Below are 25319 nucleotides of genomic sequence, written 5' to 3'. Positions count from 1 at the left end.
ATCCTCGCCCGGACGGGCTCTATTCTCAGGCTGCCTGTTACCGCTTAATGTCAATGTGCCGGGTTTTGCATGCTATTTAGAATCGCTGGCTTTGCCATCTTAATTCTGAGTGTTTTTGGCGGGTTTGTTCTGGCCGGAGGCAAGTTGCTGGCACTGTGGCAACCACCTGAGATCCTTATTATCCTCGGTGCTGCTATCGGGGCTTTTGTGATTGCCAACCCGGTCAATGTTCAGAGAATGACCCTCACTCACCTGAAATACGTGCTGTTCAAAAATAAAGAGTTCGACAAAACCTTCTTTATGGATTTGCTGGCCCTGATGTTCCGCTTGATTGAAACCCGACAGCGAAAGGGCGTGAAGGCCATTGAAGACGATATTGAAACGCCGGAAAGCAGTGAGCTGTTTCAGAGTTATCAGCGCATCATATCCCATCCACGACTGCTCTATTTTATCACCGATAATTTACGGATTACCGGTATGGGCAGTATGCCCGGACACGCCTTTGAAGGTTTGATGGAAAGCGAGATAGAAACCCTTGAAGAGGATCTGAAACGCCCGGCAAAAGCACTGAACAGTATTGCTGATGCCTGCCCCGGCTTTGGTATTGTGGCCGCGGTGATGGGCATCGTGGTGACTATGGGGGCAATGGATGGGCCGATAGAGCTGATCGGGGTCAAGGTAGCAGCGGCACTGGTGGGTACCTTTCTGGGGATATTGCTGTGCTACGGTATTTTTGGCCCCCTGGCGGCAGCGCTGGAAAGTACCGAGCAGAGTGAAATGCTGGCGTTTGAATGTGTCAAAATGACGCTGCTTGCCAGCCACTCAGGGCTGGCACCGATTACCGCCGTGGATTCAGGGCGGCGGCTGCTTTATAAAGAGTTACGCCCTACATTCCCGGAGTTGGAGGATATGCTGCAATCCCTGAGGGCTACCCATTAATGGCCAGGGCTCCAGATAGCGATCAGCCGATTGTTGTCCGTCGGGGGCGCGGTTCCAACGGCCATGAGCACCATGGCGGCAGCTGGAAAGTGGCTTTTGCCGATTTTGCCATGGCCATGATGGCCCTGTTCCTGGTGCTCTGGCTGGTAGCCGCCACTACACCCGTGCAAAAGGAAGCCATTGCCACCTATTTTTCCAATCCGGGGATTTTCAATCGTGTGAGCAGTAACACGCCGGTTGAGATGAAGGGAGATAACTCAATATTACGGGGATTGCCAGTACAGATACGGCCTACGCCCTCCGGTATGACGGGTATGGAGATTGCCGGTCAGAACTCCGCCAATACCGACAGGCTTGCGGCCATTGTGCTCGGATTATCCAAACTGCCGACAGAACAGGCCAATACAGCAAAAGACATTCAGCTGCGGGTCTGGCCCAGGATGATTCTTATGACACTGGCTCAGGCCAGAATCGGTCCCATGTTCCCACAGGGAAGCAGGTACATGGTGCCATTTTATGAAGATTTTCTTATTGCCCTGGCACCGGTTCTGGCAAAACTGCCCTTTAAAATCATTATTACCGGACACTCCGATGGTGTCATTGGTTCTGACCTTGACAATACCCCGGAACCCAACCGGAAAAACTGGGAGCTTTCCGGACAACGGGCCGAAACGGTCAGGAAAGTCATTGTTTTCAGCGGAGTGCCGGAAGATCAGATACTGTTAGTAGCAGCCATGGGGGCTAACCAGCCTATTCCTGGGCTGGATCCGGAGTCAGGATTAAACCGCCGGGTCGACTTTATGCTGGTTCCCCAACAAGATGCCAGATCGTTGAGTCAGCAGTTCCAGCACAAACGGCATACAGAAAAAGCCCCCCCACCGGTGCCTTCATCGGACATGGATAAAGCCATTCAGCAGGCCCGGGATAATCGCTATCCGCAACCTTCAAAGTGAACGACTTTCAACGTTTCCAGCGCCTGCAGGAGCATAAGCGTTCAGAGCGCCATCCGCATTATCCCCAGATGACTTAACAGGACTTTATCCTGATAATCGGCCCATGAATGATACTTTTATTGTCCCCTGCTGCAACGAGCCATTGTCGGAGCTTTACCGCGATGAGTGCATTGTTGTGGTGAATAAACCGGCAGGCCTGCTCAGTGTTCCCGGCAAGCCACCCAATCATAACGACAGTGCACTGTCACGGCTGCAGACCATCAACCCTCAAACCCGTGTCGTCCATCGGCTGGATATGTCCACCTCCGGCCTGATGGTCTTCGGACTGGATGCCGACAGCCATCGTGCCTTAAGCCGTCAGTTTCAGGACCGTACCGTTGCCAAGGAATATATTGCCGAAGTGTGGGGAAAACTTGCCCAGCCGGAAGGAAAAATAGAACTGCCTCTGCGCTGTGACTGGCCAAACCGGCCAAGACAGATGGTTGACCATGAACTGGGCAAACCATCACTGACCCACTTTCAAGTGATTGACAATCAGAGACCGGCATTTGACCGGGTACTGCTCAAGCCAGTGACCGGTCGCTCCCATCAGTTAAGAGTTCACCTGGCGGAACTTGGACACCCCATTCTGGGCTGTGAATTCTATGCCCACCCGGATGCACAACAGGCCAGCCAACGCCTGAACCTGCATGCAACAAGGCTGGGCTTTACTCACCCGGTAACAGGGGAGCCAATGGTGTTTGAGTCGGAAGCGCCTTTCTCGGTTTAAGCCAGCTGTTCAGGGTTTTTTCCATTGAGGGTGTTTCTTTACTCGCTGGCCCATGACGTATCGGCCATACGCGGGTCGTCGATCCGCTGGCCGAAGCAGTTGTAACGTTGCTCCTGTACCTGACGGAACATGAATGGCTCGAACAACATGCGGTATATTTTGCTGGCGGTGCCACCATTGATGGTTTTTCTCGGGCGACTTTCGATCAGTTTTTCCGCTTCCAGTTTTTTCAGGCCGAGATTGACTGTGGCAGGATTGATTCCCAATGTTTTAGCCAGCTTCAATTGACTAGGCCAACACTCCCCTTCACTGTTGGCGTAGCTGGCCAGCACGATCAATAAGAGTTTTTGTGTCGTGCTCAGATTTTCCATGCCGTTAAAATTCAGTTCCACCTTAATCAATTTTACCGCTCCAATTGTGTAGGCGAACGAAATCATTGCTATACTGCTCCACGAGCGTCAGCTCATTGTTTGAAGTGAAACCCGGTTAGGAGTGCCACCTCCGTTCGAGCCGGGTTTTTTCTTGCCTGAAAAACATAGTCGAGGGTTTTGGGATAGCAAGAAAAACAGGTATTTTTTTGAGCAACACCCTGTATTGTGTCAGCAGTGTTAGCCCTATTGTCTGAGCCAAGACAAACAAGATCAGTTAACAATATAAATAAACAAGTGTGTCATGCTGCGGGGCGGCCATCCGCTTGCAAGCGTTTTTTTTTAAACTACCCTGTGTGCCAGACCCGACATCCCGGAGGCTTGTCATGTTGAACAAAAAAAGCTACGAACTGTTGGTGGATATCGGCGCTGACATAGATCGCAGCAAGCCCCCTCCGACTCCGCTCAGGGTGAGCGGAGAGTGCGCATCAAATGTCGGAATTATTTAATTACTCAATTCCCTGACTGCGCAGGTAATCATCATAAGTACCGTGGAAGTCGACAATACCGGTATCCTTGATTTCGATGATCCGGGTGGCCAGGGATGAGACGAACTGACGGTCATGGGAGACAAAAATCAGGGTGCCTTTGTAGTTTTCCAGCGCCAGGTTCAGTGACTCGATGGATTCCATATCCATGTGGTTGGTTGGCTCATCCATCAGCAGAATATTGGGGCGTTGCTGGATCAGCTTGCCAAACAGCATACGACCCTGCTCACCACCGGAAATAACCCGTACGGATTTTTTCAGGTCGCTCTGAGAGAACAGCATCCGGCCCAGCACGCCACGAATCACCTGTTCATCGTCGCCTTCATTCATCCACTGGCTCATCCAGTCGAACAGGTTCATATCCATATCAAAGTCAGCACTGTGATTCTGGGCGTAGTAACCGATATTGGCATTTTCGGACCACTGGATAACACCGGTACGCGGTGCCATCTTACCTGCCAGGGTATGCAGCAGTGTGGTTTTACCAACACCGTTCTGGCCAATGATGGCGATACGCTCACCCACTTCAACCATCAGGTTGACTTTGCTGAACAGATCTTCGTCATAGCCCTGGCTGAGCTTTTCCACCACCAGCGCATTACGGAACAGCTTCTTCTCCTGCTCAAAGCGGATAAACGGATTCTGGCGGCTGGAAGGTTTGATTTCTGTCAGTTGAATCTTATCGATCTGTTTGGCCCTGGAAGTCGCCTGTCGTGCTTTGGACGCGTTGGCAGAGAAGCGGCTGACAAAGGACTGTAACTCGGCAATCTGGGCTTTTTTGCGGGCATTATCGGCCTGCAGGCGCTCCCGGGCAGCGGTAGCTGCGGTCATATACTCATCGTAATTACCGGGCATCAATTGCAGCTTGCCGTAATCCAGGTCCGCCATGTGGGTACAGACACTGTTCAGGAAGTGACGGTCGTGGGAAATGATGATCATGGTGCAGTCACGCTGCTTGAGGATCTCTTCCAGCCAGCGGATCGCATTAATATCCAGGTTGTTGGTAGGTTCGTCCAACAGCATGATTTCCGGGTCGGCAAACAGTACCTGGGCCAGCAGCACACGCAGCTTCCAGCCTGGGGCAACGGCACTCATCAGCCCATAATGCTGTTCAATGGGAATACCCAGCCCCAGCAGCAGTTCTCCCGCACGGGCTTCTGCGGAGTAGCCATCCATCTCACCAAACTGAACTTCAAGATCGGCAACCCGCATACCTTCTTCTTCCGTCATTTCAGCTTTGGCATAAATAGCATCCCGTTCGGCTTTTACTTTCCAGAGCTCGGCATGCCCCATAATCACCGTATCGATCACCGTGTAGTTTTCATAGGCAAATTGATCCTGACTCAGTTTAGCCATACGTTCATGGGGGTCTTTGCTGACAGTGCCGGACGTTGGCTCCAACTCTCCGCCCAGGATCTTCATGAACGTCGATTTACCACAACCGTTGGCACCAATGAGTCCATAACGGTTACCTTCGCCAAACTTGACGGATATATCCTCAAACAGGGGCTTGTCACCGAACTGCATGGTGATGTTGGCTGTTGAAATCAAATTTATTGTCCTGCTCTATTTAATTAATGATAAAAAGCGTCGCAGACTACAGTGACTATTCCCTTGAGCCAATAGGTAGTTTACAAATTCTGCGGTTGTCATTTTCAGTAATACTCCGGGCCACAAACGAAAATAAATTCAAGCCTCCGGTATTTCCACAGGGAAATATCGGCCAGACCTTCGCGAATATCAAGCCAGTGATGCCACGGCCCTGTATTTTTTCTGTTCTTGATAACTGCCGTGTCAAATAAGCTTGTGTTGAATATCCGCCAGAGACCATTAAACTCTCTGGCTTTTAGCCATACTGCCCATGCCCATCTTACTTCGTTGCCCAGTCTGTTATGAAGCGCTCTGGTCAGAACCCAAAAGCGCTGTGTGCCAAAATAACCATCGGTTTGACCGGGCTCGTCAGGGCTATCTGAACCTGCTGCCCAGCAGTAAGAAACGCAGTAAAAACCCCGGCGATGATCAGATGATGGTCGAAGCACGGACACGGTTTCTGAATCACGGTTACTATCAACCCGTCGTTGATACCTTGATTGATAAACTCCAGTCGTTCGGTAATGAAGCCCCGCAACGTATTCTTGATGCCGGTTGTGGTGAGGGCTACTACACATCGGGTATCAAAGAGCAGCTTGAAGACAGCGCAGTCTGTGGATTTGATATTGCCAAACCCGCCATCCTGGCCGCCAGCAAGCGAAACAAAGCGATAGAATGGCTGGTTGCCAGTGTCAGTGAACTGCCACTGATGGACGAACAGTTTGATGCTGTGATCAGCATATTCTCCCGCAGTGACTGGCCTGAGTTTTCCAGAGTTCTGAAACCTGGCGGGCATATTGTTCTATTGACCCCCGGCCAGAACCACCTGATGGCTCTTCGCCGTGCCATTTATGATGAGGTACGTCCTTATCCGGAAGATAAACGCCTGCAGGATCTGCCGGAAGGTCTTGCCCTGCTGGAAAGCCAGACCATCCATCACCTGATGATGCTGGAAAACACTCAGGCCATTATGGACCTGCTGGCCATGACCCCGCACTACTGGCATGTCAATGCCGGACAAAAACAGCAACTTGAGCAACTGGGTCAGCTGGAATGTGAACTGGAAATGCGCCTGTCGGTGGTACAAAAGCGTTATCCATCAACATAGGTAAAAATACTGTCTTACATCAATTTTACCAAACGTGACTGGTGGTATAATTGAGCCATGGCCACAGGAGGCTGTCTGGGGGGTTCACCATGTTTCAGTTAGCTCAGATTATCACCGGCAAAAGTGAAAAAGACCTGTTCACTGTTCTGGCCCTCAAAGCCGATATTATCCTGGCGGTAACATTGACCATGGCCGTTTTACAGCTGGCCATAACAGGCATGGAAACCAGCTGGATGCTGTTACTGGTTGGTTCATTGTTCTCCATTATTGTCCTTACAGGTCTTGATAAAGGAGCACGCAAGGCTTTGGCGGGCATTCCCAGCTATATTCCTTATGCATTTGGTATTTACCTGTTCTTTGTAGAGGGATTTGGTCGTTTAACTCAGCTGGTGACAAGCTTCAGTATCGTTAATGCGGCGCTGGTTATCCTGTTCTTTGTGGCTGGTAATGTTGTCGCGACGGTCGGTTATAATGCCGTCGTCTATGCCAGGCGGCTGGAGCAGTCTCATTGATTCTATCGCCGGTTCCCGTCAATCGGGAACCGGTTTATGTCAGCTTCTGGCAACACGGTGATTGCCCAATCTATAAATATTGCCCGATTGCAGAAACCTGCCCGGATGCAGGTAAGCCGATTATGTATTTATACTATACTTGCCGCTCAAATGTTTGAGGGCTTGTTATGCATACCCAACGTTTGATTTATTCACAATGTAAATTGCTTCCACGGTATCTTGCCAAAGTAAAGAAACCAATCGTCAATTTCAGGGATAACAAATCCTAGACAAATGAACACCTCTAACCTTAATTCCCCCTCCTGTTCTGACCACAAAACCAGGTATAAAAATCCAACAGGAACGCTGAACAACAGCTCTGACGCGTTAACGGCACGTCAGAATGCTGAAAAAACAGAGCCATCTTATGGTCCTTATCGTGTAGATAAGCCCCCAACTATGACTCCCATTCAATTATCTCAGGCAGAAGGTGAGACAACGGGGCGTGTTTCGGATATGTTCACCGCCACAATGTCCACTATCACTGCCGGGATTCAAAAAATGGAGCCTGCGCTGAAACTAAAGTCGGCCCCTATCGGCGAAAATGCCGGTGCTTTTTCGTCTGATAATGATAACTTCAAAAAAGATGAAAAATTTCCTGTTGAGTTCATTCGTGAAATTACCGAATCATTAAAAACCGTTTCTGCTTTAACAGGATCATCTGATTCGAAAATAGACAAGAATTCACTGAAACGATTACTGACACCCGAGGAAGTAAAAGATGAAAACGACAGTAACTTCAATGAATCCGTAATTATCAATCAGGATACTGTTATTCGGGGTATTCCGTTGCCAAATATGAAGGCGCATTCACTGAAGCCAGGCACTGAACCAGAAGTAAAAACAATATATTCATATTCTAAGGACGAATTGGACTGGGATGAAATACGCATTGCATTTGGATTACTGAAAAGTGGTGACCCGTTCCATTTCAGATATCGTTTTGATAATAGCTGCATGGAATTAATCCACTCTTACCTCTTTATTGCACCTGACTGGAACAGCTTAATTGATCATCTGATAGATTATGACCTGAATACATTGGTTATAAATATGAGCAAATCAAACTCTGATTTGTTAGCCGACTGGCTCGAATTTCGTCCATTGATCAATATTGACACTATACGTGACAAGTTAAAAATTGTTTTAAATTCTGATTTATTGGATAAGTTCTGCCAGCAAGTAATCAATAATTAACTTAATAGATGAGTGTGGTAAGTAGCTGGCCATATGGAATCGAATATCTCTGGCTACTTGGGCTGGTACTATGCGAGGCACAACGGAGGGAGCATAGCCGTAGCTATGTGACCGGAGTTGTAACGAAGCAGAGTGTCGGCACAAGGCGTCAGAAATATATAATTTCATATGGTTAGCTACTTATCCTCGGCCATGAAAAACACCATCGTTTGCAGAAACTGAAGAGACCGGAGATACACTTTCTCCAGTACCATGCAAGATCAACAACCCGGATGCAGTAATATGGAAAAAGAAACAGTAACCACCTGGTTTCTGGAAATGACCTCGCAGGATGAATTGATCCACAAACCCGTCACCCATCCAGATTTTGTCATTCAGGAGTGTCAGGTAAAGCAGTTTCAATTCAACCGATTTCTCTACAGCTACATTGGTCAGCCATGGGAATGGACTGACAAGCTGGTCTGGTCTGATGAACAATGGCATGACTACGCTGAAAACGACAATCTTCGCCTATGGGTCGGCTACTTTAAAGGCAGCCCTGCAGGTTACTTTGAACTGCAAAAAGTGGCCGGTGATGTCCAGATTGCCTACTTTGGCCTGGCGCAGCCCTTCATTGGCAAAGGTCTGGGTGGAGCCCTGTTAAGTACCGCCATTCAGGAAGCCTGGAACTGGGGGGCACAGCGGGTCTGGGTGCATACCTGTACACTGGATCACCCTTTTGCCCTGAACAACTATCAGGCCAGAGGGCTAAAAGTTTATAAAGAAGAGACTAAATAATTAATTTCACCAGCCAGTGGCTCAACAACGTGATAATCACAATGCCCGCAAGGTTCAACACCATACCACTGCGCACCATATGTCGAATAGGCAACATGCCTGACCCATAGACTATGGCATTGGGCGGTGTTGCCACAGGCAACATAAAGGCACAGCTGGCAGCAATAGCGGCGGGGATGGCAAGAATAGCCGGGTCCATTCCCTGTGACATGGCCAGGGCTCCCAAGGGAGGAAGGAAGGCGGCGGTTGTTGCTGTATTACTGGTGACTTCGGTCAGAAAAATAATAATGGTGACAACCAAAGCGATGGCCATCAAAGGAGGCATATCCCCAAGGATGTTTAATGATCCGGCAATCCACTGTGCCAGCCCTGTTGTTCGAATCATTGATGCCAGGCTCAGGCCACCACCAAACAATAACAACACATCCCAGGGAAGACGGTGCATCTCCTTCCAGCTCATCAGAAACTCAGGCTTGTTCCAGCGGACGGGCAGGATAAACAATAGAACGGTGGCCACCAGGGCAATCATGGTGTCGGAAAGCGCCAGTGACGGCATCATTGCCCCCAGCCAGGGCCGCAGGACCCAGGCAAAAGCCGTTAGAAGAAAGATCGCGGTGACTGCTTTTTCTGCACCGCTCATTGCACCGTTCTTTTTTTGCTGTGCCTTAATGGTTTCTCTTACCCCATGATTTTCTTCCCCGCCCAGACGGTAGCCAAAATAGCCCAGCCAGATGCCGGTAATTGCCAGCAAAATGATCGATGCAGGCAAGCCAATGATCAGCCAGTGAACAAAACCAATCTGTATACCGTACTGCTCCTGAAGAAAAGCAACCAGTAATGCATTAGGCGGCGAACCGATCAGGGTCCCAAAACCACCGATTGAAGCCCCGTAAGCAATAGCCAGCAATATCGCAACAGGAAAGCCGTGACTCATCTTCCCCTGGTGACGAATCATGGAGATAACTGATAAACCGATAGGCATCATCATAATCGTGGTTGCCGTATTGGAAACCCACATACTGATCAGGGCTGTGGCAATGATAAAACCAAGCACCAGTCGCTTCTCCCCGGTGCCTGTAATCAACATGATTCTCAGGGCAATGCGGCTGTGCAGGTTCCAGCGCTCCATGGCAAGGCCAAGAACAAAACCGCCCATAAACAGGAATATTACCGGATGTGCATAGGGAGCAGCCGCCTTATCAATGGTGGCCAAACCAAGCATTGGTGACAACACCAGGGGGAGCAGTGCGGTAATCGCCGTCGGGAGAATTTCGACCGACCAGAACACCGCCATCATCATGGCAAGGCCAGCACAGCGCCAGGCCATCTCATTCATCCCGGACGGAGGGTCAACCAGTAATGTGAATAGCTGCAATGCAATGCCAATCAGAAGTCCTGTGAGCCAGAAGAGCGGCTTCCCTTCCTGAGTACTTTCCTGCTGCGCAGACTCTGGAAGCAATTCCGGAGAACCTGATTTCATGATTCGCTCCATTGCATTTGATAAAATTTATAGTCAAACAGCAAGGTTTCTGATGAGCTGCTGTAATGATTCACCGTCATTAAGGGTAGACTCTGTTATAATCGTTTACCTATTCTGTACCATGGCACACGCCAAGAGCCTGATTTGACTGCACCTATTTTTACCGCATCCACCCGCTTTACCAATTTGTCCCTGCCCGATGCCCTGCTGCAAAACCTCGACACTCTGGGATACCGGGAAATGACCCCCATTCAGCAGAACAGCCTGCCAGAAATTCTGGAAGGCAACGATGTCATTGCCAAAGCCAAAACCGGCAGTGGCAAAACGGCGGCCTTTGCCATTGGCCTGATTGTCAAATTGAAACAGCGGAATTTTGGCTGCCAGGCACTGGTTCTCTGCCCGACCCGGGAACTGGCAACCCAGGTTGCCCAGGAAATCCGGCGACTGGCGCGATATCAGCAAAATATCAAGGTTGTTACCCTTTGTGGTGGCCAGCCTATTGGTCCACAGATCGGTTCACTGGAGCATGGGGCCCATGTGGTTGTCGGAACCCCCGGGAGAATCCAGGATCACTTGCGGAAAAAGACCTTATTGATTGACCGGGTCAATACGCTGGTGCTTGATGAAGCCGATCGCATGCTGGATATGGGCTTTATTGATGCCATTGAAAACATCATTGGCCATTTACCAGAACAGCGACAGACTCTCCTCTTTTCAGCCACTTACCCGAGCGGTATCCGGGCATTAAGCGAACGTTTCCAGCATCAGCCGGTTACCGTTACCGTTGAGAGCACCCATAGCCATGAGCACATTGAGCAGCGCTTCTATCATGCTGAAAACGCCGACAAACCCGCCATGCTGATCAAGCTGTTGAAACACTACCAGCCTGAGTCCAGCGTGATTTTCTGCAACACCCGGCAAATCTGCAAAGAGGTCGGCACTGAACTCTACGAAGCTGGCTACAAACCGGTAGTGCTGCATGGCGATATGGATCAGAAAGAGCGTGACCAGATGCTGGTACGATTCGCCAATCAGAGCGCCAACCTGTTGATTGCTACCGATGTCGCAGCCCGGGGGCTGGATATAGAAAACCTGGCAGCGGTGATCAATTACGATCTGAGCCGGGACCCGGGAGTTCACGTCCACCGGGTTGGCCGCACCGGGCGGGCGGGTAAAAAAGGTCTGGCACTCAGCCTGCATACCCGGCAGGAGCAGTACAAGCTGGATAATATCAGCGATGACCTCAAGGCTCCCCTGGTCTTTGGTGACCCGAAAACACTCACCGGAAACCAACAGCCAGCACCGGCCCCTATGGTTACCCTGGCCATTGATGGTGGCCGAAAGCATAAAGTCCGCCCTGGCGACATCCTCGGAGCGCTGACCGGCGATGCCGGGATTCCCGCAGACCAGGTCGGCAAGATCAATATTTTTGACTTTACCGCCTATGTTGCGGTCAAACGGAAAAATGCCCGATCTGCACTGAAAAAGCTGGAAGCAGGAAAGATTAAGGGCAGAAAATTCAAGGTTCGGCGTTTGTAGTCTTCATTAGCCAATCGTCTCTGGCCCCCCTCTGAAAGCCTGATCGGAACTAAATCAGGCTTCTCTTGTCCAAAAGAGGTATGACACTGACTATTTAATCCAGCACAAGGAGGTAATTGAAATGACTACTCAGATTACACCACCACCCTTTCCTGCACAGAGCTTCGGCGCTGGTTCGCAGCCAACCCCATTCGATACACCCCATGAGTTTAATGGACGTGGTGCCAAATTAGCACCACCACCCCAGTCATATTTTGCTCAGCCGAAACGCACACCTGTACCACCTTCAGCTCAACCACAGGGCTTACCAGATAACGTTAAGAGTGTGAATCCTGACATTTCCGTCAATGGATCCCCTGCCGTAACTCAACCTCCCAAGACTGAAGATCCCGGAAAAATGGCTGAAGCGTTGCAGGCGCTGGACAATGATGAACTGCTCAATCGGGGTAAAAACCAACTGGAACAAGCTGAAAAGGCCTATACCGCCTTTGGCGAAATGAACATTGCCCTAAAGTCTCGGGATGCCCTTGAAATCTTTGCCGAATGCGCCAAGGGCCTCCAGGGTCCTGGTAGTGTAGGCTGGTATAAAAGTTCGAAAGAGATGATTACTGCCTTAAAGAATATTGAGCTGCCCCCCGGCGCACCAAAGGATCTGACCGTTACCATCACCTTCCCACCGCCCAACCATCAAGCCATCTCCCTGATTCCGGTAGGTGCTGGTCTCGAACAAAAAGCGCCCATAGAGATCTACCGTTGTTACGTCCACGCGCTTGGTGCCATGAAAAATCAGGCCCGGGAACTTAATGCAGACCAGGGGCTTGCACAAGCTGAAGCAAGGCTGAATGATCTGCTTGAAACGCTGAAGGCTATCCAGAAAGAAATTAATAAAAGAAAGAAGGAGGGCAACCTTCCTGTCAGAGCTGCCGATGTTCAGTTTGAAGCCCGATATTATTCCCATGTGGATAAGGGGATCACTATCAATCGGCTGGCAAATGGCGAGGAATTCGCGTTTCATGATGCTGCCATCCAGGGCAAAGGCAAGGTTCCCACCCCAGCGCCACAACCCGAAGAAGCTCCGGCTCCAACTTCAACGCCAGCCCCTGAAGAAGACTGAGCACATCATTTCGATAATCTCCGTCGATCCTCGTTCCCCCGCCCTGCCCGGGAACGAGGCATGAAGGCAGCCCCATCAATAACTGCTATTTCATACGCCATCATTTGCTAAACAGCGCCTTATGGTGTTTGCTCAGTGTTTTCATAGTACTGTCATGCTTCCTGCTGTTGCCTGATTCAGCCGATTCACTAGCCTTGTTCAACAGGGTCAGACGAATCGATCTCTCTGAGGCACCGTCTTTCAAACCAAGAAAAGCGAGCGCTTTTTTCTGCTCTGCAGTGGGTTTGGCCAGAAAACGTCCACTATCCTGAGCCTCGGTGGCAATGTATTTTCTGGCCGTCTTGGCAATATCTTGTGAAACTTTCAGATTACCTGCATTTTTTTGCAACTTGTCAAAGGCATTTTCAATAACACTGGCTTCGTTATAGGTACTCGAAACACCCAGCTTTTTCTTGTCCCTGGCCCTCTCCTCTTTTGGTATGGCGTCTGTTGATTTGGCATTCCTGGTGGCGTTTATCTGACCGGCAACGACAGACTTCACACCACTCACATCAACAGGCTTGTTTACTATGCCCGATGCTGGCCTCGGGGCAGGTGAAGAGGGAGCTGGAGAAGGTGTTGTACTTGCCGGGGCCGAAGCAGCCCGCAGGCTTTCTTTCCGACGCTTTGCGATCTCTCTGATATTAGCCGTTGATTGACGGACTACGTCAGCCCTCTCCATCGCGGCTGACTCTTTCGCTACATCCGTGGAAAGGTCTGGCTCGGGACTGGAAGTCTGTGTTGTAACCTGATCATCTTCATCGTCAGAGAAGTAATCAGAATCGCTTGATACCGAGTCCTGAGGTTCTGGACTCTCAGCGGTAAATTCAGTTTCATCTGGAATACTAGCCTCAGCCACGTCACTATCATCTGATCGCTGCATCACGCTTTCTGACCGTTCAGAGTCATCAATATCAGTGACTTCATCAGGCTCACTGAAACCCTCATCGACCAGTGTTTCCTCAGTCAACTCCGCTTCGGTCTGGGGCGACTCAGTATCAACATCTGCTTGGTCATCGCCAACCGTGGTTGTATCACTGTCGATTGGTGCATTTTCTCCAGACCTTTCACTTGCACTGACATCTATCTGCTGATTGTCTTCTAATTCGGTACTATCATCGCCGGAGACTTCTGGCTCCGGATTTTCGTTTAATACAGTACTATCGCCGGAACCCTCTGGCTGCGGATTTTCGTCTAGTGCGGTACTGTCACCGGGGACCGTTGGCTCAGCAAACAACTCTTCGATGCCATCAAGCTCACTGTAATCCTTCTCGGCTGATGTTTCCTCAGTCAATTTCGCTTCGGTCTGGGGCGACTCAGTATCAACATCTGCTTGGTCATCGCCAACCGTGGTTGTATCACTGTCGATTGGTGCATTTTCTCCAGACCTTTCACTTGCGCTGACATCTAGCTGCTGATTGTCTTCTAATGCGGTGCTACCACCGGAGACTTCTGGCTGCGGATTTTCGTCTGGTGAGGTGCCATCATCAGGGACCTCTGGCTCAGGATTTTCGTTTAATACGGTACTATCGCCGGAGACCTCTGGCTGCGGATTTTCGTCTAGTGCGGTACTATCACCGGGGACCGTTGGCTCAGCAAACAACTCTTCGATGCCATCAAGCTCACTGTAATCCTCCTCGGCTGATGCTTGCCCTGTCGATTTTGCTTTGGTCTCGATCGTTTGAGTATCATCTTCGTTCTCAATTGACTGAGAATTATCTTCATTCTCGATCGGCTGAGGATCAGCTTCATTCCTGATCGACCCAGTATCAACATCACTTTCAGCGACTCCACCATCAAGCCCACTGTCAACATCCCCGGCTGATGTTGCCTCTGTCAATTCCTCTTCTGTCTTGAGCGACTCGGCATCACTTTGATTGACTTCACCGGCGGATGAACCGCTGTCTAATGCTGCTTTGTTGGCGGAGTTCTCTGGCCCAGCAAACAACTTTTCGATGCCATCAAGCTCACTGTAATCTTCCTCCTGATTGTCGTCTAATGCGGTACTATCACCGGAGAACTCTTGCTCAGCAAACAACTCTTTGACGCCATCAAGCTCGCTGTAATCCTCCTCGACTGATGTTTGCTCAGTCGATTTTGCTTTGGTCTCGATCGTTTGAGTATCATCTTCATTCTCGATCGACTGAGTATCAGCTTCAGTGTCAATCGGCTGAGGATCAACTTCGTTACTGATCGACTCAGCAGCAACATCACTTTCAGCTACTTCTCCATCAAGCCCACTGTCACCATCCCCGGCCGATGTTGCCTCTGTCAATTCCTCTTCTGTCTTGAGCGACTTGGCATCACTTTGACCGACTTCACCCTCCTGATTTTCATCTAGTGCGGTTCCATCACCGGAGACATCTATCTCTTGATTTTCGTCCAGTGCGGTTCCATCACCGGAGACATCTATCTCCTGGTTTTCGTCCAGTGCGGTTCCATCACCGGAGACATCTATCTCCTGGTTTTCGTCCAGTGCGGTTCCATCACCGGAGACATCTATCTCCTGGTTTTCGTCCAGTGCGGTTCTATCGCCGGAGACCTTTGGCTCAGCAAACAACTCTTCGATGCCATCAAGCTCATTGTAATCCTCACCGGTACCGCCGGTTTGCTGAGTACCATCGGGCTGTGAAATTGTGTCTGTTGTAGAGTCTGTTTGCCCGGAAGGCCCCTGCATGATGCCGGGGATCAGCGAAGTGTCCCCTATAATAGGATTATCAATCGTCACTGCTACTTCGATATCATCCCAAGGGGCTGTATCACCTCCGGCATCCACAGAGTTGATGGAAATATCCTGATCAGCCGGGCTTGCATCTGTCAAACCCTGCGCTGTTGTTTCAGGCATTACAGAGCTGCCATTGCCCGGCCCCACCTCAGGCTCGGTTTGAGAAGGCTGGTCAGTTGTGGCTGTATGCACTGGCCCTGCCAGAGAACTTCCCATTGTCTGTTGTTGAGCTATCGGACCACCATCAATGTGCGTGGCACTGACAGAACCGTCCTCAACTCTGGCCCGCACATTGATGGTAAGCAGACATTGTCGGTTCTCCAGCCTGGCCAAGTCATTAATACCCGAGGGCTCCTCCCCGATTTGTTGATCGATGTCAGAGACTTGCTGTTTCAGATTAGCGATTTCCCGGTCAGTGCTGGCCTGATCAAATGATGCGAAGTTTTCATCGTTATGCTTTTCAAGAATCTTTACGGCTTTCTCCATCAGCTCGCCCAGGTTGGTCTGATTTTCCAACTCTTCCCCGGGGGGGATCAGGCTCAACTTTTCGCCACTTCCAAGCGTAATTTTGACCTTCAGGGCGGGCGGGAAATTTGTCTTTTGAAGTGCCTCAAGAGCTCCCTTCGGGCTATCGTTCTGAGCCTTTTTCAATTCAGCTACTGACTTTTTCAAGCCAGTCAGAGAGGCCGTTACCGCCTTTTTTTCACTACTTTTCTTAAGCAGTCCGTCGGCCTGTTTGAGCAGCTGGCCTTGCGTTTCCTTCAGTTCTGCCTGGCCAGGTTTATCCAGCTGATCACCCTTAACAGAGGGCAGCGATTGATCAGTAGCCTGTTGAATACTCCTGTCACTGAGCGCTTTATCACCGATGGCGTTCCCCGTATGGTCAAAACTGTCTACCCCCGATTGGCTCACTTGTGGTTGCACATCCTGCATGACTTCAGCCTGGCGAGTCGCAAATTTGCCAACAGTCGTTTGAGAGGATGGCAGTGGCACCGAAGCATGTTGGACCGAGCTGGGGTCAATAGCACCAGAAGGGATGCTGCAAAGTGGGTATCTCAGGAAATTGTGCATGATTCATAACTGGTCAGTAGTATTGCCATTGCTATCGGCAGCAGTCGGGAATTAGCAACATCTTCGTAAAGCCATTCGTTCGGGCACAATCACATGGTGATCTAAAACAGGAGTGTGTTCTGTGGGGCGGCCATCCGTGGGGCGGCCATCCGTGGGGCGGCCATCCGTGGGGCGGCCATCCGCAGGGTAGCCATCCACTTGTTTGTGTGTGTTTGCTTTATCCCCCTATGTAATAGTAACCAGTGTAACCATATTGGCTAAAGATAACTCTCTGATAAAAAAGCGAATGTTGCCCATAAATGGTATGCCCCAGACCACTAACTCAGGAAAAGGACTGCAGCCAAAGAGAAACAATCAACAGTTAACTATTTACCGCAACAAACCCAGAAAACGCTTGGTATACCACTTGTAACTCCGATGTGGAATTAACCTTGGTGGTAGCTATTCAAAATACCTAACATAAATCTGGAATTTTCTGATTTATATACCATTCTCTTAAACATTATTGTTTATCAGAACTTATCAAAATTAAACGACTGCAGACCAAAGAGTGCTCTAAACGTCATTCTTCATTTTTGGATATTGAAGGACAGATGTTTGATACAGAAAAACCGGATAAATTTTCAGTGCCTGCCTGCAGGTCTGAAGTCAAAACTGTACGTGTGGAGACCTGAGTAAGGCTATGGACGTCTATCTTAACCATGACGATTTTCTGCCATCCAATGTACGTTTACCAGTCACTGTTTAGTAATAGCTGTTCAAAACTACAACAATATACCTTTGTCGTGTGCTGAATTATTACAAAAAAAATAGCACCTGATTTATCCGTTTATCTGCCAGAAAAAATCATAACAAAAATGGCCAACACATTGTTTCATGCCAATTGACCAAAACACAGGTATCAGGTAATGAATAACCAGATAGCGCCAACGACACTCACTTATCAGAATGCATACACTGCTGAGACTGTTCACAGTGACTTAGCAGAACAATCAACCCAAAAGAAATTCCTATCTTATCGAACAAGTGCCGAGTCAGATGTCCAGAAACTGATTAATAAAAACCAGGCAGAAACAAAGGTTCTGGAAGGCAAGATACAAAATATGCAAAAAAAATTAACTGAATGCCTTCAGTATCACGCTCATGATAAACTTTTCATTAAGCCTGAACCTGGAAAGAACCACAGCAATAACACTGAGACAAATTACCTTGCTAACAAACCGCTAAACCCATTATCCGACAACACCACGACCACCGACATTAGCCCGGAAATCACACGACTACCGCCGGGTTCTGCCATTGACAGCACTGTCTCATCACCCGGCGTACCAGCTACTGACAATACCCTCACGCCATCAATACCCGCACACACAACCCTTAACGACGGTTCAGCAACGGCTTTAACCACTCAATCGGTAAACACAACCCAGGCAACCAATGGAACAAGTGCAATTATCCCGACTACTGCCCTCCCACTACTGGGAGAGCTGGTTTCCGATAGTGTGAAAATCACGTTACTGACGTCACTGAGAGACAAGGTGGCAAACTATCAACAACAAAACAGGCCCATGGCAACTGCCGATAATCACGGGGGGAGTATCACCGGGATAGCCCGGGAGCCGGAGACCATGATCGGGATAGGTCAGCAGCCCGACTCCCTCATCGGTGTACGTCCGGATGATCAAACTCTTCGGCTAATCCATCAGTTCCTTCAGCAGCATTCAGACCCAACTTCACACCCAACGTCACAATCAGCGGTTGACTTGTCCCCGTTAATATCAAGTATTGAAAAAAGGGTGGTAATGTATAAATTATTCAATCTGGTATTAATGGTTTCTTCCTTCACTGAGTCTATTAAAAAATCCTTCCCAGCCGTAGCCACGATTTATGACAATGAACTGAAACAGCTCACCAATGAAATAAATAATTACGCCCTGCAGAACGAACAGGATGACACGAAAATCAAAAGAACCAGAAGAACCATTACGAAAGAATTAACTGATATTCTGCTCAGAGCGCTGAGAAATTTTGAACTGACGCCAATGACTCACGAAATGAAGGTATTCTTCAAAGGCTTCGAAGAAAGGCGCAATGCCTTCAACAAAGCTCTGTATAAAGACGACAGCCTTATTGATGACCATGAATTTAAAGATATGTTTGAATGCATGAAAAACAAAAGAACACTTATTCTGGGACTGAAAAATTACAACCAGGAAATTGAACAGGCCATTGCTGACGGCAATTATTACCGGGTTGGCCAAATCACCTTCAGTGTTAATACACTTCATAACAAAGTACAGAGCACACCGGATAACTTCATATCAGGAAATCCTTATCTTGATCTGTTAATCAAGATCAGTAATTTAGAAGCCAAACAGATTAAACCCTTACTATCACTGGCCAATGAGGCAGCTGCCTCGGTCCCTATTAATGCACTCATTTTAGAAGCATGTGCGCAGGATGCCCTGGACCTGGCATTCAATGAAGGTTACTCACCCGGATTTTGTGCCGGGGATTTAATGGCCACAGCCATTGCCGGTCGTTATGGAATGTTCACCAATTCATTGGTGAGTCTGGCAAATTCAATATTATATGGTTTCGATTACAGTCGACTACCACTCCAGGTCAGAGTGACCTTGCAGGATGCATTATTTTACAAGACCCACTCTCATCCCTGGAACCATGCCGAATCAGCGGGCCTGGGTGACCAAAGCCTATATGTCTTGAAGGTGCTGCAAAAATCTGTTCCTGTGGGGACAGGTATAATGTCTCAGATTCGCGCGCACACTTTCAATTCAATGAATAGTCTGATCAATATAATGTTAAACAGTATTCCTGTTCGCAACCTTGGCACTGAGTGGGTCCAGTTTGCGGTTGGTCCTAATGAGAAACATGTCTGCTACTTTGCTTTCAGCAAAAGCAACAATCTCTTCAGGCTCACTGTTCAAGATCATATTACCGGTGTGACCACGGTTACCGGTACTACTCTGGAGCAGCTAAAAACTGCCATACCAAATGCGTTAAGGCAATTTGCTCATACCTATAAAATACCGCTGACCCCCGGGCCTCAGGCGGTCCCCGTTCCCGGTAGAGGTCTCTTTCTCCTTGGCAACTCGATACTGGACCCGCTGGAAGACCTGGAACTTATCAAGGATTCAGCACTCACCGTTAAAGATATCCTGACCCACGCCCCCTCCCAACTCCAGGAACTGGACAAGGAAAGAATCGGAGCCCTGACGACAAAATACCTTGAAACCGTCAAAAATGCTGCCACCCGGAAACTTCTGAACATCAACCTGAAATCCCTGTCACAATCAGAGTCAGAAGCACTGGCAGAAATTGCGCAAATGCCCATGGTTTATCTGATGCGGGAAGTCCTGACAATGCTCGAACTGCATCAGAATCTTGCTGCATACCTCCCTAACAAACTTATCGACGTAAAGTTGATGAATGCCCACGTTGTTACAACGTTGCATAAGATTGACCAGGCCGCCTCCGGGAAAAACACCGCTGATGCCGATGCCCAATCAGAGCCACAGGGTGCAGCATCGGCACCAGCAACCACTGACCTGACCGCCAGCACTGCCGGAGAGCTGATCAAGCTGGCTATTGAAAGGGACTTAAGCCTGCTTGACCCAGAGCCGGTCACTGATTCCGTTACAGTGCAACCCGGCGGAGCCGGAGCCCATGCCGCGCCCGAAAATACAGCGCCAAAAAATGCTGCGCCCAAAAGCCATGGCAGCAGTGTTAAAGGCATAAGTACGGGAGGGAAAATCGGTGGCGGGCTCGCCAGCTTTGCTACAGCGGTTATCGGACCTTTGGGATTATTCAAGCTTTCCTGCCCCGGCTGCCTGACAGAAATGGCCAACGAATTCACCGAGAGTGTTGGCGACAGCCTGACAAACGTCATTGGACGAGTGTCACAACACGCAGGAGAAGAAGTCGGGGAGAAAGCCGGGGAGAAAGCCGGGGAGAAAGCCGGGGAGAAAGCCGGGGAAGAAGCCGGGGAAGAAGTCGGTGAAAAAACCGCGAAAAAAGCCCTCAAAGAGGCTGGAAAGAAAGCAGCAAAAAAAGCCCTTACATGCAGACGGTCGGTTGGCGGCTGTAACCGGGAAAACGGCGAAAATGATGCTGGTGAAACTGGAGGTGAAACTGGAGGTGAAACTGGCGGTGGAGCCGGTGGTGAAACTGGAGCAGGCCTTGGAGCTGGTGGTGCAGTTGGTGGTGAAGCTGGTGGTGAAACCGGTGGTGAAGTTGGAGGAGGCATTGGAGCAGGTGGTGTCGCGGCACATAAAGCAGGCAAAACACTTAAAAAGTTGTACGAGGCCATAAAAAAAGCTATCGAAAAACATCATCATAAAGAACACTCTGAAAAGCAAACCTCCCAAGGCTCAGCAGCAAAACCAAACCAACCGCCAATAGTGCCGGTGATCATTGCAGAAAATGCAGCAAAAAAGTTAATCGCTGCAGAGCACACTACGATACAGCCAACAACCAAACCAGCGACGGCATCAAGCACCGGAAACAGCAACCATATAAATGCAGGTATTGCCACTGTTCCAGACGATGCAACCAGTGCTGACCAACCAACAGAAACATTAACAACTGATAAAAAAGCAATACATAAATTGACAACCGGACAAACAGCATTTTCATCTGAAACCACTACAAAAGAAGGCAACCTTGGTATATCTGACAGCACAACAGCGCCTCCATCCTCAAAAGCAATCCGAACAGATGCACAAACCAGGCAATCAAGCCAGACGGCAACAACAATCCAAGACACCACCTCTCAGGCAGTCACTTTTGGTTCGACGGATAGCTCAGCTGCTTCTTCATCAATGACACCTGCATCAACAGGCACGACAGCCCAACAGACAACAACGCAACAATCAATAATTCCGGAAAAAGCACGATCAACGTCTGATACCACCAGCCAAACAAGGACTTCTGGCATTTCGGATAGCACAACGGCTGCTTCACCGCTGACAGAAACTTCAACGGCCACAGGAACAGCTCCATCTACAAAATCACCAATAGCCGCTACAACTCAGACAACAACTGATAAAACAGCAATATATCAATCAACAACCGTGCAAACAGCACTATCATCTGAAACCACCGCAACAGAAGGCAACCTTGGTATATCTGACAGCACAACAGCACCTACAGCCTCAAAAGCAATCTCAACCGATGCACAAACCAGGCAATCAAGTCAGGCGGCAACAACAATCCACGACACCACCACTCAGACAGTTACTTCTGGTTCCACAGAAAGCTCAGCTGCTTCTTCATCAATGACACCTGCATCAACAGGCAAGAGAGCCGAACAGCCAACAACGCAACAATCAATAACTCAGGAAAAAGCACGACCAACGTCTGATACAACCAGCCAAAAAATGACTTCTGCCAATTCGGATAGCACAACGGCTGCTTCACCGCTGACAGAAACTTCAGCGGCCACAGGAACAGCTCCATCAACAAAATCACCAACAGCCACTACAACTCAGACAAAAACTGATAAAACAGCAATACATCAATCAACAACCGGGCAAACAGCATTATCATCTGAAACCACAGCAACAAAAGGCGACCCAGGTATATCTGAGAGCACAACAGCGCCTCCATCCTCAAAAGCAATCCCAACAGATGCACAAACCAGGCAATCAAGCCAGACGGCAGCAACAATCCACGACACCACCTCTCAGGCAGTCACTTTTGGTTCGACGGATAGCTCAGCTGCTTCTTCATCAATGACACCTGCATCAACAGGCACGACAGCCCAACAGACAACAACAAAAATCCAAGACACCAACACTCAGCCAGTCACTTCTGGCTCCACAGATAGCTCAGCTGCCTCTTCATCAATAACGCCTGCATCAACAGGCACGACAACCGAACAGACAACAGCAACAACTGACAGCACCCCGCAAGAAAAGTCTGCCAGTATTTCCGATCGTACAAACCCAAAAGAAACCCCAACAGACACTGCAACAACAAATGCTTCACCTGCGCCACAGACAGAATCTGATAACAACCAACAACTGCAGGGAGTCATCAAATCATTTAAAGACAAAAGCAAAAAGATCCATTCACGCTTCAATAAAAAGATGGCCAAAGCCTATATCCGCACACGCAACCAGGTCCGCCGGGCACCAACAACCATGGGGCAGCCGTTAAGCAGTTTTCAAAAAGGGGTTCTTCTGGGGGATTCACTGAACAAACTGAATCAACAATTCAGTAACGATTTCCTGAGTATTTATAAATCTGCTCACCGGTTTATGAAGTCTCTACGCTTGGTTTCGGTCAGTGAAAATAGCCGCCGTACCGCCCAATCCATTATCAGCAGCAAGGTCATTTCCGAGTTCCGGGCAATGTATGCCACATTCAGCAATATACGTCTACAGATGCTGTCTGACCTGGGCTATACCAACCAGCAATCACTGGACCATGCCACCATCATACGACTTTCGTCTGGTGTTTATACCCCTCCTGCAACGGCCTCCGTGAATACAGCTCATTTGCTCAAGGCTATAGAGCAGCAACCACAGTCAACCAACCCTGACGGCTTTGATCGTTTTATGAACGATCTGGGCCAATTTCTGCATGGAAAAACCGGCCAGAAACAACAGACGACAACAGAAACCGCAAACTCCCGACCACAGTTGAACCCTGAGCCAACGGAAAAAGTGGAAAAGCTGAACAGTGATATCATTGCCCGGCAAAACAGGCCCCACAACCATGAGTTATTAACCCGTATCTTGCAACAGGAGCAAACCCTGTTGCTTGAGAGTATCCAGCAGCAACCCAATATAAATCCTGTCAGGAAACTGGAAAGTAACACCACTCCAACTCTTCAAACCCAAGGCATAACCAGTGTCCAGCCTGACCCGGGAAAATCCGGCGACCATCCGGGACCCATTTCCGGCAAAACCAGCACACCACCGGCCATAGCCAGTACACCCAGCACCAATGGCCAAACCGCCACAAGTGCCATAACACCGGCAAACTATCCGCTCACCGACAACCTGACGCTGGCCAACATGCTGGCTGCAAAAATCAGCGATCATCCCATACACCTGAACCACACCGTGGCACCAGGAACCACAGGAAAGAACTCCTCCCCGCTTGACCAGTCACCGGGCATGAAGCTGCTGACTGACAGCCTGGCCCTGGCCGGTCAGCTGCACAAAGAGCTTTCGGCCCTGGCCAATGATCTGACCACCCCCGATAAAAATATCAGTACACAGTGGGACCAGGACGATCTGATTAACCTTGCCATTGTCCAGACCCTGCCTGAAGCATCCGCTGGCAAGGCAACGGAAAACTTTCTGTCAAGCGTCCTCACCTCAACGACAGTGGGCATACAACACCGGCAACCTGGCCATCTTTTCCGGGCCGATGGCTCCCTGCGTGGCACCAGCCAGGACCCTGGCACACCACTTTTCCATGACCCGTCAACGGGCCAGACCATCGACCACAGTGCAACCCGGCAACTGGCGAGCATCATGTTACAGGCCATGGCCAGAAGCCGACTGGCTGAACAGACAGAGAACGACGGTATACCACAACATCTGTCCAGCAAAATTATTGACCAGGCGGCAAAACTGCAGAGTCACCAGTCCCAGAGGTTTGTCGATCGAGTAAGTCAATGGCTTGGGCTGGAGCAGGGTTCGCAGGCACGCACCAGGGCCTCACTGGCCTCACGATTTGAGCAACGACTGTCGTCCAAGCAGAGTATCGACATCACACCACCAACCGGCCTGCCACTGGTCAACGGTCTGGTCTCCGGTCGTTACCATCAAACCCAGTCCCGCTTTATGAATCTGGCTCCGGCCAGGCAACTGGAGCTATTGAAGTCCCTGGCCGACAGCCCTGACTACCTGGGGCTTGACCATTTTGCTGAACCCCTGGCCCGGTTGGAAGCCGACTTCACGACAGCTACATATACACCATCGCCTATCCCGGAAGACTCGAATCAGATTTCGGACAGCCAGCCCCCCGATTGGCGGACCTTCCAGCTCGACCAGAAAGCCTGGCAACTGTTTACCCATCTGTATAACGCCCGGTTTGAGGCACCGGCAGAGGCCATCAACCGGATAAAAACCGCGGCACTGATCCAGCGCCAGGGCATTGAGTCCCATCCGGATGAGGCCCAGCGGCTTAATCAGCTGGTGATAACACTGCTGCCGATGCGAACCAGTGCCAGTGACCGGGCCCAACTGATCAACACCAGGGACAAGGCGCTGCCGAAGCCAGTCAGACTGCACCAGTTCAACCAGCAACGCATCACCGAAATTCTCAGCAGCTATGCAACCATCAAGTCGCTGGCCAGCAGGCAATTCCCGCAGGTATTCGGCGACCAGGTCAGTGATGCCCGGTTAAAGGATGAACTGGTCTCCCAGATAGCAAGGGCGAGTTTGCAGAAGCTTAAGGGCAAAACGACAACCGGTCAGTGGCAACAGGCAGTGACAGGACAAATGATCAGGGAGTTTGCCGACTTCCGTAGCAACTGGGCTGAAGCCAGCTGAAAAATCAGTTATTCAATCCA

14 protein-coding genes are annotated in these 25319 nt (G+C 49.7%); 10 read left to right on the top strand and 4 right to left on the bottom strand.

Annotated elements, in window-relative coordinates; genetic code table 11:
* Nucleotides 1-69 precede the first annotated feature (69 nt).
* The 3 genes from motA to J7439_RS05055 all read left to right on the top strand — a co-directional run bounded on the left by motA (nucleotide 70) and on the right by J7439_RS05055 (nucleotide 2661).
* On the top strand, nucleotides 70-939 hold the full coding sequence (motA, locus tag J7439_RS05065; protein WP_209200748.1) for a flagellar motor stator protein MotA: 870 nt from the start codon (nucleotides 70-72) through the stop codon (nucleotides 937-939).
* On the top strand, nucleotides 939-1892 hold the full coding sequence (locus J7439_RS05060; protein WP_209200747.1) for a flagellar motor protein MotB: 954 nt from the start codon (nucleotides 939-941) through the stop codon (nucleotides 1890-1892). The genes motA and J7439_RS05060 overlap by 1 nt, the downstream gene beginning before the upstream one ends.
* 103 nt (nucleotides 1893-1995) lie before the next feature.
* On the top strand, nucleotides 1996-2661 hold the full coding sequence (locus tag J7439_RS05055; RefSeq protein WP_209200746.1) for a pseudouridine synthase: 666 nt from the start codon (nucleotides 1996-1998) through the stop codon (nucleotides 2659-2661).
* Nucleotides 2662-2699: 38 nt separating this feature from the next.
* On the opposite strand, the gene J7439_RS05050 is transcribed toward J7439_RS05055, so the two are convergent.
* Both J7439_RS05050 and J7439_RS05045 read right to left on the bottom strand, forming a co-directional pair.
* Nucleotides 2700-3098 carry a helix-turn-helix domain-containing protein gene (locus J7439_RS05050; protein ID WP_209200745.1) on the bottom strand — a complete coding sequence of 133 codons (399 nt, stop codon included), beginning with the start codon at nucleotides 3096-3098 and terminating at the stop codon, nucleotides 2700-2702.
* Between the two features lie 440 nt (nucleotides 3099-3538).
* Nucleotides 3539-5128: an ABC-F family ATPase gene (locus tag J7439_RS05045; protein ID WP_209200744.1), complete on the bottom strand. Its 1590-nt coding sequence runs from the start codon at nucleotides 5126-5128 to the stop codon at nucleotides 3539-3541.
* A gap of 310 nt (nucleotides 5129-5438) precedes the next feature.
* On the opposite strand from J7439_RS05045, the gene J7439_RS05040 reads away from it, so the two are divergent.
* The 4 genes from J7439_RS05040 (at nucleotide 5439) to J7439_RS05025 (ending at nucleotide 8800) form a co-directional block, all read left to right on the top strand.
* Nucleotides 5439-6275 carry a putative RNA methyltransferase gene (locus J7439_RS05040; RefSeq protein WP_209200743.1) on the top strand — a complete coding sequence of 279 codons (837 nt, stop codon included), beginning with the start codon at nucleotides 5439-5441 and terminating at the stop codon, nucleotides 6273-6275.
* An 89-nt stretch (nucleotides 6276-6364) separates the two neighbouring features.
* The gene (locus J7439_RS05035; protein WP_209200742.1) at nucleotides 6365-6787 is read left to right on the top strand and encodes a hypothetical protein; all 423 of its coding nucleotides are present in this window, start codon (nucleotides 6365-6367) and stop codon (nucleotides 6785-6787) included.
* Nucleotides 6788-7060: 273 nt separating this feature from the next.
* A complete protein-coding gene (locus J7439_RS05030; RefSeq protein ID WP_209200741.1) occupies nucleotides 7061-8023 on the top strand; it encodes a hypothetical protein in 963 nt (320 codons plus the stop codon).
* 282 nt (nucleotides 8024-8305) lie between these two features.
* Nucleotides 8306-8800: a GNAT family N-acetyltransferase gene (locus J7439_RS05025; protein WP_209200740.1), complete on the top strand. Its 495-nt coding sequence runs from the start codon at nucleotides 8306-8308 to the stop codon at nucleotides 8798-8800.
* On the opposite strand, the gene J7439_RS05020 is transcribed toward J7439_RS05025, so the two are convergent.
* Complete coding sequence (locus J7439_RS05020; protein WP_209200739.1) at nucleotides 8793-10280, bottom strand: SLC13 family permease; 1488 nt, start codon at nucleotides 10278-10280, stop codon at nucleotides 8793-8795. The genes J7439_RS05025 and J7439_RS05020 overlap by 8 nt on opposite strands.
* 144 nt (nucleotides 10281-10424) lie before the next feature.
* On the opposite strand from J7439_RS05020, the gene dbpA reads away from it, so the two are divergent.
* Together dbpA and J7439_RS05010 are read left to right on the top strand one after the other, a co-directional pair.
* Nucleotides 10425-11819: an ATP-dependent RNA helicase DbpA gene (gene dbpA / locus J7439_RS05015; protein WP_286198208.1), complete on the top strand. Its 1395-nt coding sequence runs from the start codon at nucleotides 10425-10427 to the stop codon at nucleotides 11817-11819.
* Between the two features lie 121 nt (nucleotides 11820-11940).
* Nucleotides 11941-12933, top strand: coding sequence for a hypothetical protein (locus J7439_RS05010; RefSeq protein WP_209200738.1), 993 nt, complete (start codon nucleotides 11941-11943; stop codon nucleotides 12931-12933).
* 100 nt (nucleotides 12934-13033) lie between these two features.
* On the opposite strand, the gene J7439_RS05005 is transcribed toward J7439_RS05010, so the two are convergent.
* Nucleotides 13034-16768, bottom strand: a complete 3735-nt coding sequence (locus tag J7439_RS05005) for a midas domain-containing protein (protein ID WP_209200737.1) — start codon at nucleotides 16766-16768, stop codon at nucleotides 13034-13036.
* Between the two features lie 908 nt (nucleotides 16769-17676).
* Here J7439_RS05005 and J7439_RS05000 point away from each other — a divergent pair.
* Nucleotides 17677-25299 (top strand): hypothetical protein, encoded by a 7623-nt coding sequence (locus J7439_RS05000; protein WP_209200736.1) that lies wholly within the window; start codon nucleotides 17677-17679, stop codon nucleotides 25297-25299.
* The last annotated feature ends 20 nt before the right edge of the window (nucleotides 25300-25319 follow it).

It is taken from the genome of Salinisphaera sp. G21_0 (genome assembly GCF_017744115.1).
In the GTDB taxonomy this organism is placed as follows: Bacteria; Pseudomonadota; Gammaproteobacteria; order Pseudomonadales; family Endozoicomonadaceae; genus Endozoicomonas.
Note: the sequence above shows the minus strand (reverse complement) of the source record. Positions and strands in the feature narration are given on the sequence as shown.

Excerpts from the sequence above, each read along its gene's own strand:
- motA (WP_209200748.1), top strand. The coding sequence starts at position 70 with ATGCTATTTAGAATCGCTGGCTTTGCCATCTTAATTCTGAGTGTTTTT.
- J7439_RS05060 (WP_209200747.1), top strand. The coding sequence starts at position 939 with ATGGCCAGGGCTCCAGATAGCGATCAGCCGATTGTTGTCCGTCGGGGG.
- J7439_RS05055 (WP_209200746.1), top strand. The coding sequence starts at position 1,996 with ATGAATGATACTTTTATTGTCCCCTGCTGCAACGAGCCATTGTCGGAG.
- J7439_RS05050 (WP_209200745.1), bottom strand. The coding sequence starts at position 3,098 with ATGATTTCGTTCGCCTACACAATTGGAGCGGTAAAATTGATTAAGGTG.
- J7439_RS05040 (WP_209200743.1), top strand. The coding sequence starts at position 5,439 with ATGCCCATCTTACTTCGTTGCCCAGTCTGTTATGAAGCGCTCTGGTCA.
- J7439_RS05035 (WP_209200742.1), top strand. The coding sequence starts at position 6,365 with ATGTTTCAGTTAGCTCAGATTATCACCGGCAAAAGTGAAAAAGACCTG.
- J7439_RS05030 (WP_209200741.1), top strand. The coding sequence starts at position 7,061 with ATGAACACCTCTAACCTTAATTCCCCCTCCTGTTCTGACCACAAAACC.
- J7439_RS05025 (WP_209200740.1), top strand. The coding sequence starts at position 8,306 with ATGGAAAAAGAAACAGTAACCACCTGGTTTCTGGAAATGACCTCGCAG.
- J7439_RS05020 (WP_209200739.1), bottom strand. The coding sequence starts at position 10,280 with ATGAAATCAGGTTCTCCGGAATTGCTTCCAGAGTCTGCGCAGCAGGAA.
- J7439_RS05010 (WP_209200738.1), top strand. The coding sequence starts at position 11,941 with ATGACTACTCAGATTACACCACCACCCTTTCCTGCACAGAGCTTCGGC.
- J7439_RS05005 (WP_209200737.1), bottom strand. The coding sequence starts at position 16,768 with ATGCACAATTTCCTGAGATACCCACTTTGCAGCATCCCTTCTGGTGCT.
- J7439_RS05000 (WP_209200736.1), top strand. The coding sequence starts at position 17,677 with ATGAATAACCAGATAGCGCCAACGACACTCACTTATCAGAATGCATAC.